The organism is Pseudanabaena cinerea FACHB-1277 (assembly GCF_014696345.1).
GTDB classification, from domain to species: Bacteria; Cyanobacteriota; Cyanobacteriia; order Pseudanabaenales; family Pseudanabaenaceae; genus Pseudanabaena; species Pseudanabaena cinerea.
The window spans coordinates 1-7,140 of the sequence record NZ_JACJPY010000133.1; the positions used below are offsets into that span (position 1 = coordinate 1).

A 7,140-nucleotide genomic window follows, 5' to 3' on the forward strand; every position below is an offset into this window, starting at 1 on the left:
AAAATTCTTGTCCCACCAGTTCATCATTTTTTCTTGCCTGCTTTTGTTTGCTTTTTACTACTTTAACCCCATCTGTACCCTTTACCTGAAAGCCCATTCTGGTCCACCTTTTAAAGATGCCGTGAAAAGTAAGGTAAGCTTATATACTTGAAGATTTTATGGATCTTATACAATTTTCAAAAGAGTGTCTACATCCATAGCAATTTTTATACTATTATTTATGCTTCTTTCATCAGGATATAAGTGAGCCATATTAGCAATATAGAGATTTGGGATCGGTGTTTTATAATCTGGAATCTTACGAGAAAAATTCTTGTCACAAACAGTAGCAGCAGTTTTTGTGCGGAAAACCTTAATTTCTTTAATTCCCTTCTTTTCTAAATCTGGAAATATTGAAATTAACTGATTTTTGAATATAGTGGCAATCTCTGCATCACTTTTATGAAGAATTGGTTCATTCCAAGTTGCATATCTAGATAAATAGGTGATATGTAATCCTTGATATTCTTCTGTAGGGACAAAGTTAGTTTGCTCAATTATGCCACCAAACTCAAAACCAAGGTCGCCAACATTAAGCCAATAGATTTCACTCAAAGCTTTGCGGGTGACAATGACTACACAAATAGCACCAAAATATTCAATTGTTTCTAATTGTTGGCGATAATCAGCAAATTGTTCGGGAATCATTTTAGCCAAATAAACCGTAGGAATTGTTACCAAAGTTTTGCTGGCAGTAAAGTTCCCATTGGGCGTTTTTACACCCACCACTTTATTCTGGTGTAATAAAATTTCTGTTACTGAGGTGTTTTTAATTATTTTTACCCCTAGATTTTCTAGATTCACTTCTAGTGCATCTACCAATCTCTGTAAACTTCCCCTCAGATATCCCAATTTCTCTTTGCCGCCAGAGCGAGATTTCATTCTCTGTGCCATTCTACCAATCATCCAAGTCAAGGGAATTTCTTCAGCGTATTGACCAAACTTAATTTTTAGCATTGGTTTCCAAATAGCATCGGTTACAGCTTTGCCTGCCCACTTATAAAACCAATCTAAAGTTGAAATGTTTTCATATTTTCGCCAGTTTTTTTGTCTGGATAAAAAGATACTGGTTAAACCAAATCGTAATTTATCGAAAATGTTCAATCTCGGAAACAATAGCAAGTCTTTTGCAGTTGTAAAAGGATGAATTTTTCTATAGCGATACATCCCCATTTTAGTTTCTACAAAACGAATATCTGAAGACAGATTTAGTTCATGCAGTAGCCAATTAATCTCGCGATCATGGGTAAAAAAATGGTGATAAAAGCATTCAAGATTAGTGCCGCCAACTTCAAAAGTGGTTAACAAGCCACCCAAGCGATTTGATGATTCTATTAAAGTCACCTGCTCACCTCTCTTAGCTGCAATATAAGCTGCCGCTAAACCTGTTGCACCGCCACCAACTATTAACAGACTCATTGACTTCTCCGACTTCTCTAATTAGGTGTTTTTTCTTAAGCGATAGATGATTAAATTTCTTATAAACTCAAGGATGGCAGAAACTTTAACAAAAGAACGTCTATCCTGTATCTGATGAAAGACAACAGGAAATTCGATAAAACTTAGTTTTAATCTTCTTACTTCAAGCATAATTTCAGAATCAATAAACCAATCATTTGAGTAAAGTTTAAGCTTATCAAAAGCCTCTCTTCTAATAATTTTAGGTTTTGAGTTGATATCTTTGCTGTTCAACCTTGGAAATAATATTCTAAAAATTATATTATAGCAAAATGAAATGAACCTTCTGTAAGCACCGTCATAACGACGTACTCTAAAAGTTTTTACCACATCAACATTGTTCTCTCTGATCAGTTTATAGGCTTTTCCAATACTCTCTATCGGAAACTGCCCATCACCATCAATTACACAAATGTATTGTCCATCAGCATGTTCCATACCCATTCTCATATCCCAACCCATCATACCCTCTTTAGGTTTAATAATCGTTTTTATTTTGTCATCTTGTTGAGCCATTTTTAAAATAATGTCACCCGTTTTGTCATCAGAACCGACTAAATAATTACCAACCAAAACCAACTGCCAATCTGTTTCAAAACTATTCAAATGATCTTGAAGAGCCTTAGTAAACCCAATAATACTTTCGCCTGCTCGGTAACAAAGTACAACAACTGAAAGAGTAACAATCTTATTGTTTAACGAATGAATATTTGTCTGTGCCATTATCAATTATTTTGACTATGTGTTGTGTATACCATTAAGCTATTTCTGATTGACTAACCAAAATGCTTGTAAAATTGTCTGCCAAACAATATGTCTGATCTAAAAGTTTAAAATCTCTGTAGGGTGTAAGTCCTGAGCATTTTTTTGAGAGATACATCAATCGGTTAGAAATCATCATCTTCTCGTTGTAAAATACTTTTGATCTAACTTATTTTGATCTAACTTAATTGTTATAAATTTTTAACTTATTTCACTGCGATCCTCAGTTTCTCTATAGAAGAAAAACCGAAGTACCTAAGATAAAATGCTCCCCATAGTGTAATTGGTAAATACTGGCAAGCATGAATCAGTATCACGCTGGCTAAAGCATCGGCTGAATTTACTTGCCAAGGGCTTAATGCTAGAACGCCGAAGTACTGGAAAGCCCCTAAATATCCAGGAGCAGCAGGAACTAAAATCCCTAAGTTTATCAATCCCATCACAAATAGGGGGGCTGTGGTTGGAACTTTGATATCAAAAGATTGAATAGCAATATAAAACATAATACATTCAACTAGCCAAACAAGTATGGTTAATCCTAGTATGGTGAAGGGTAGTTGAGCATTTCTTCCTATTAGCGTAAATCCTTTAGCAAACTGTCCAAGGATGTTGTTTAGTTTAGATGATGGAAAAGCCTTAATTTTTGCTTCCCATAGGGAACGAGTAAAAGCCAAAATTAAAACTAAGCATAAGGCTCCGCCAAAAATACTTAGCCCTAGCACTCCTACGGATAAAGCCCAATTGGGTATATCCTGACCTCTAATACCCAAATATAGTAGCCCTGTCAGAACTAAACCATCAAAAATTCTCTCCACAAAAATACTAGCTAAAGCTAAAGAACGGCTAATCTCACATTTACGCCCGATCGCCTGCGCTCTAACCAATTCACCTAAACGAGCAGGTAAAATATTGTTAGCAGCATAGCCTAAAACCACTGCTCCTAAAGAGTCAGCGATCGGTATTCCATGAGGGAGAAGAAATTTCCAACGCAAGGCTCTTATTACAAAGCCCAAACAGTAAGTTCCTATCATCAAAATAGGAGTGAGAAAAGAGACTTTAGCAAAAGAGGCTATGACTAAAGACCAACTCAAACCGTGAAGAGCAAAGTACAGAAATATTAGGCTGATTAACCAACCTAAAACAAGAAAAATTTTATTTTTCAATATCTTAGCTCTCCTAGCAATAAAGTCAAAGAAACAGAATCTTTTTCCATAGATTCAAACCTTTGCTGTTGCTTAACTATGTACAAAGACTTTTGTTGTACTTCGTCAAAAATACGCCCCAGATATTCACCAAAAAGACCCATAAAAAGTTGTACCCCACCGATCAATAAAACTGCCAATATCAAGGATACCAATAAATTAAAGCAAACAAACAGTTAGTCCTAAAGCACTGCTAATTTGTAAAGGGCGATAGGAAAAGTTGATGACTCCATCAGGCATTGCGTGCAAATAATCCACGATGTGCCACTGATCGAGAAAGCGGTAAAGCTCTTCAGGGGGGGCTGCAAGACCCGCATCCATATCCCCTTTGGTATAGCGTAGCCCTTTACTAACGGTTGTTTGATGCCCAAATTAAAGCATTAAACATAACTTGTTTATAAGTTTGTACTTTTAAAAAATTTGCTACCCAATGTATTACAACTTCCCATTCAGGTCAATACCAAGCGATCGCATTTTTGTCTTGAGTTCCTGTAACTCCGCCTTAGCCTGCTCAGCAGTTTGGCGCTCCTGCTCAGCAATTTGCCGCGCTTGATTAGCTGCTAACATCTCATTTTTAGCCGCTTCTTGGGGAGTTGGCAACAAAGCACCCTCTAACGAAAAATATCGCAATTGGCGATTGTGAATTCCTAAGAAAAACCCTAAAGTCTCACTCCATAGCCAGCCGCGATCGTTGGCAACAATAGGGCGATACTTATTAAAATCTAACCTAAACCCAGCAAACTCTAATGTGTCTGGTGAGAAATAAAAGTATTCGGGTGTGTGAAACCTTTCTGCATATAAATCTCGCTTTAAGGTGCGATCGGTATTCGCAGTGGAATCAGATAAAAGCTCAATAATCAGATCAGGATATCGCCCATCCTCTTCCCAAACTACCCATGAGTTGCGCGGCTCTCTGGTCGTATTTTTAACTAAAAACAGGTCTGGTCCCCGAAAGTCATGATTTTTTAACTGCTGACGGCTAAAGTAAATTGTCAGATTTGCCCCAATAAAAAAATCATCCCGCTCTTGCCATGCCCATTCTAGGCAAGTTACTAGCAATAGCAGTTGCATATAATGCAAAGAACTTTCCATCTCAGGCTCATCACTCAAAAGTTTACGCGCATCGGGCATTTGCATTTCTAGTTCACGCGCCGTAATTGCTGCCATAGATTTATTCTCCTGATGCAGTCACATTTAATTATAGATGATCCCACCTTAGTAATTGATCAGGAGTAATTGATCAGATATTTTGCGCTCAATCCCAGAATTCATAGAAGTATCTGGTATAGGATTTAACAGAATTTAAAATTTGTTATCGAGAGGGACAGTTTTGAGGGAAAATATGTACCTGATTGAGTACAAAAATTTTTTAAGCAATTGTAACTATGGTCGCTGCACCCTCGAAACCTCAAACCCTTGAGACACTCTGCATCAACTCCATCCGCTTTTTGTCGATCGATGCGGTCGAAAAAGCTAAATCTGGTCATCCCGGTCTGCCGATGGGCGCAGCACCAATGGCTTTTGTGCTATTCGATCAGTTTTTAAAGTTTAATCCTAAAAATCCTAAGTGGGTCGATCGCGATCGCTTTGTCTTGTCCGCAGGGCATGGCTGTATGTTGCAATATTCTTTGCTGCACCTAACTGGCTATGACAGCGTAAGCATTGAAGATATCAAAAATTTCCGTCAATTGGGTAGCCCCACCCCAGGACACCCTGAAAACTTTGAAACCGCAGGGGTCGAAGTTACCACAGGTCCCCTTGGTCAGGGTGTGGGTAATGCCGTTGGTTTGGCGATCGCTGAAGCACATTTGGCTGCGCGTTTCAACAAACCAGGTCACAATATTGTTGATCACTATACCTATGTGATCCTTGGTGACGGTTGCAACATGGAAGGGATTGCTTCTGAAGCTGCTTCCTTGGGTGGACACCTTAAGCTTGGCAAGCTGATCATGATGTATGACAGCAACAGCATTTCTATCGATGGCAGCACCGACTTAGCCTTCACCGAAGATGTGGCGATGCGTTATGAAGCTTACGGTTGGCACGTTGTCAAGGTTGCCGATGGTAACGAAGATTTGGAGGCGATCGCCAAGGCACTTGCCGAAGCAAAATCTGTCACTGACAAGCCTAGCTTGCTGGTCGTCACCACCACCATCGGTTATGGCTCTCCTAAGAAAGCTGGCACATCGGGCGTTCACGGTGCGGCTCTCGGCACTGATGAAGTTGCTGCCACCCGCGCTAACCTTGGTTGGGAATATGAACCTTTTGATGTTCCTGCCGATGCTCTAGCTCGTTTTCGTCAAGCGATCGACAAGGGTGCTAAGGCTGAAGCTGAATGGAATGAGCGCTTTGCTGCTTACGAAGCTGCCTATCCTGCGGAAGCTGCGGAGTTTAAGCGGATCATGGCTGGTGAATTGCCTGAAGGTTGGGAAAAAGCCCTTGAGCCTGTTGCTCAAAAGGAAACTTCAACCCGTCTGCTTTCGGAAGCTTGCTTGAATGCTTTGTCCCCTGTACTTCCTGAATTCTTGGGTGGATCGGCGGACTTGGCTCACTCCAACATGACCTATGTTAAGGGACTAGCCGATTTCCAACATGGCTCTTATGAGGGGCGTAACTTCCGCTTTGGTGTGCGCGAACACGCTATGGGTGCAATCCTGAATGGAATGTCTCTCCATGGAGGCACAATTCCTTACGGTGCAACCTTCCTCGTATTTGCAGACTATATGCGCGGCGCGATGCGTCTCTCGGCATTGTCAGAGATCGGCGTGTTGTACATCCTCACCCACGACTCCGTAATGCTCGGCGAAGATGGTCCCACCCACCAACCTGTAGAAACCCTCGCTTCTTTGCGTGTGATTCCCAACTCCTTGACTATTCGTCCTGCGGATGCCAATGAAACCGTTGCGGCTTATCAAGTGGCGATCGCCAATCGCAAGCGTCCTAGTTTCCTCGCTTTCACCCGTCAAAACGTGAAGAACCTGGCTGGTACTTCCATCGAAGGCGCTAAGAAGGGTGCTTATACGGTTGTCGAAGCCGCCAATCCTGAGTTGATCTTGATTGCCACAGGTTCGGAACTGGAGTTGGCAACTAAGGCCGCCGCGATCCTTGCAGAAGAAGGTAAGGCAGTGCGCGTTGTCTCTATGCCTTGTCAAGAACTCTTCAACGAGCAGTCGGCTGAGTACAAAGAATCTATTCTTCCTGCATCGGTCAAAAAGCGCGTCAGTGTTGAAGCTGGTAGCACCTTTGGCTGGCATAAGTATGTCGGTTTTGAAGGCGCGGCGATCGGTATGGATACCTTCGGTGTTTCGGCTCCAGGTCCAATCGGTTATGCCAAGTTTGGCTTCACCGTTGATAACGTTGTGGCAACTGCTCGCAAGGTTCTCGGTTAAGTTAAATAAGGAAGCTTTTAGTTTCTAATAAAAAGAATAAAAAGAGTCTCGCATTGCGAGACTCTTTTGGTTTTGAATGATGGGCGATAAGGGATAGATTCCGAAAGCTAAAGTCTGCTTTAGCTGACTAAAATACTTCTATGATCAACCCGTTGAAACGGGTTTGAGATTTCAGCCCGTAATTTATTACAATACTACGGACAAAATTGGTCAGAGATAGAGCCGTAAGAGCAAAGCTTGTGGAAATTAGGGTGTAATTTAATCGAAGTAAGGTCTAAATCTAACAGGGA

The 7,140-nt window shown here is 40.8% G+C and carries 7 protein-coding genes; 1 reads left to right on the forward strand and 6 read right to left on the reverse strand.

Going from position 1 to position 7,140, the window contains the following annotated elements; translation table 11 throughout:
• Positions 1-165: 165 nt before the first annotated feature.
• The 6 genes from H6F44_RS21530 to H6F44_RS21555 form a co-directional block, all read right to left on the reverse strand.
• Complete coding sequence (locus H6F44_RS21530; RefSeq protein ID WP_190353145.1) at positions 166-1,458, reverse strand: NAD(P)/FAD-dependent oxidoreductase; 1,293 nt, start codon at positions 1,456-1,458, stop codon at positions 166-168.
• Between the two features lie 21 nt (positions 1,459-1,479).
• A complete protein-coding gene (locus tag H6F44_RS21535) occupies positions 1,480-2,220 on the reverse strand; it encodes a glycosyltransferase family 2 protein (RefSeq protein WP_190353146.1) in 741 nt (246 codons plus the stop codon).
• A gap of 245 nt (positions 2,221-2,465) precedes the next feature.
• Positions 2,466-3,422: a lysylphosphatidylglycerol synthase transmembrane domain-containing protein gene (locus tag H6F44_RS21540; protein ID WP_190353147.1), complete on the reverse strand. Its 957-nt coding sequence runs from the start codon at positions 3,420-3,422 to the stop codon at positions 2,466-2,468.
• Positions 3,419-3,601 (reverse strand): hypothetical protein, encoded by a 183-nt coding sequence (locus H6F44_RS21545; RefSeq protein ID WP_190353148.1) that lies wholly within the window; start codon positions 3,599-3,601, stop codon positions 3,419-3,421. The genes H6F44_RS21540 and H6F44_RS21545 overlap by 4 nt, the downstream gene beginning before the upstream one ends.
• A gap of 19 nt (positions 3,602-3,620) precedes the next feature.
• Positions 3,621-3,782, reverse strand: a complete 162-nt coding sequence (locus tag H6F44_RS21550; protein WP_190353149.1) for a hypothetical protein — start codon at positions 3,780-3,782, stop codon at positions 3,621-3,623.
• A 114-nt stretch (positions 3,783-3,896) separates the two neighbouring features.
• Positions 3,897-4,628 (reverse strand): Uma2 family endonuclease, encoded by a 732-nt coding sequence (locus tag H6F44_RS21555; protein WP_190353150.1) that lies wholly within the window; start codon positions 4,626-4,628, stop codon positions 3,897-3,899.
• 218 nt (positions 4,629-4,846) lie between these two features.
• On the opposite strand from H6F44_RS21555, the gene tkt reads away from it, so the two are divergent.
• Positions 4,847-6,850, forward strand: a complete 2,004-nt coding sequence (gene tkt / locus H6F44_RS21560; protein WP_190353151.1) for a transketolase — start codon at positions 4,847-4,849, stop codon at positions 6,848-6,850.
• Positions 6,851-7,140 lie beyond the last annotated feature (290 nt).

Coding starts and splice junctions, on each gene's coding strand:
- H6F44_RS21550 (WP_190353149.1), bottom strand. CDS start 3,782: ATGGATGCGGGTCTTGCAGCCCCCCCTGAAGAGCTTTACCGCTTTCTC.
- tkt (WP_190353151.1), top strand. CDS start 4,847: ATGGTCGCTGCACCCTCGAAACCTCAAACCCTTGAGACACTCTGCATC.
- H6F44_RS21535 (WP_190353146.1), bottom strand. CDS start 2,220: ATGGCACAGACAAATATTCATTCGTTAAACAATAAGATTGTTACTCTT.
- H6F44_RS21530 (WP_190353145.1), bottom strand. CDS start 1,458: ATGAGTCTGTTAATAGTTGGTGGCGGTGCAACAGGTTTAGCGGCAGCT.
- H6F44_RS21555 (WP_190353150.1), bottom strand. CDS start 4,628: ATGGCAGCAATTACGGCGCGTGAACTAGAAATGCAAATGCCCGATGCG.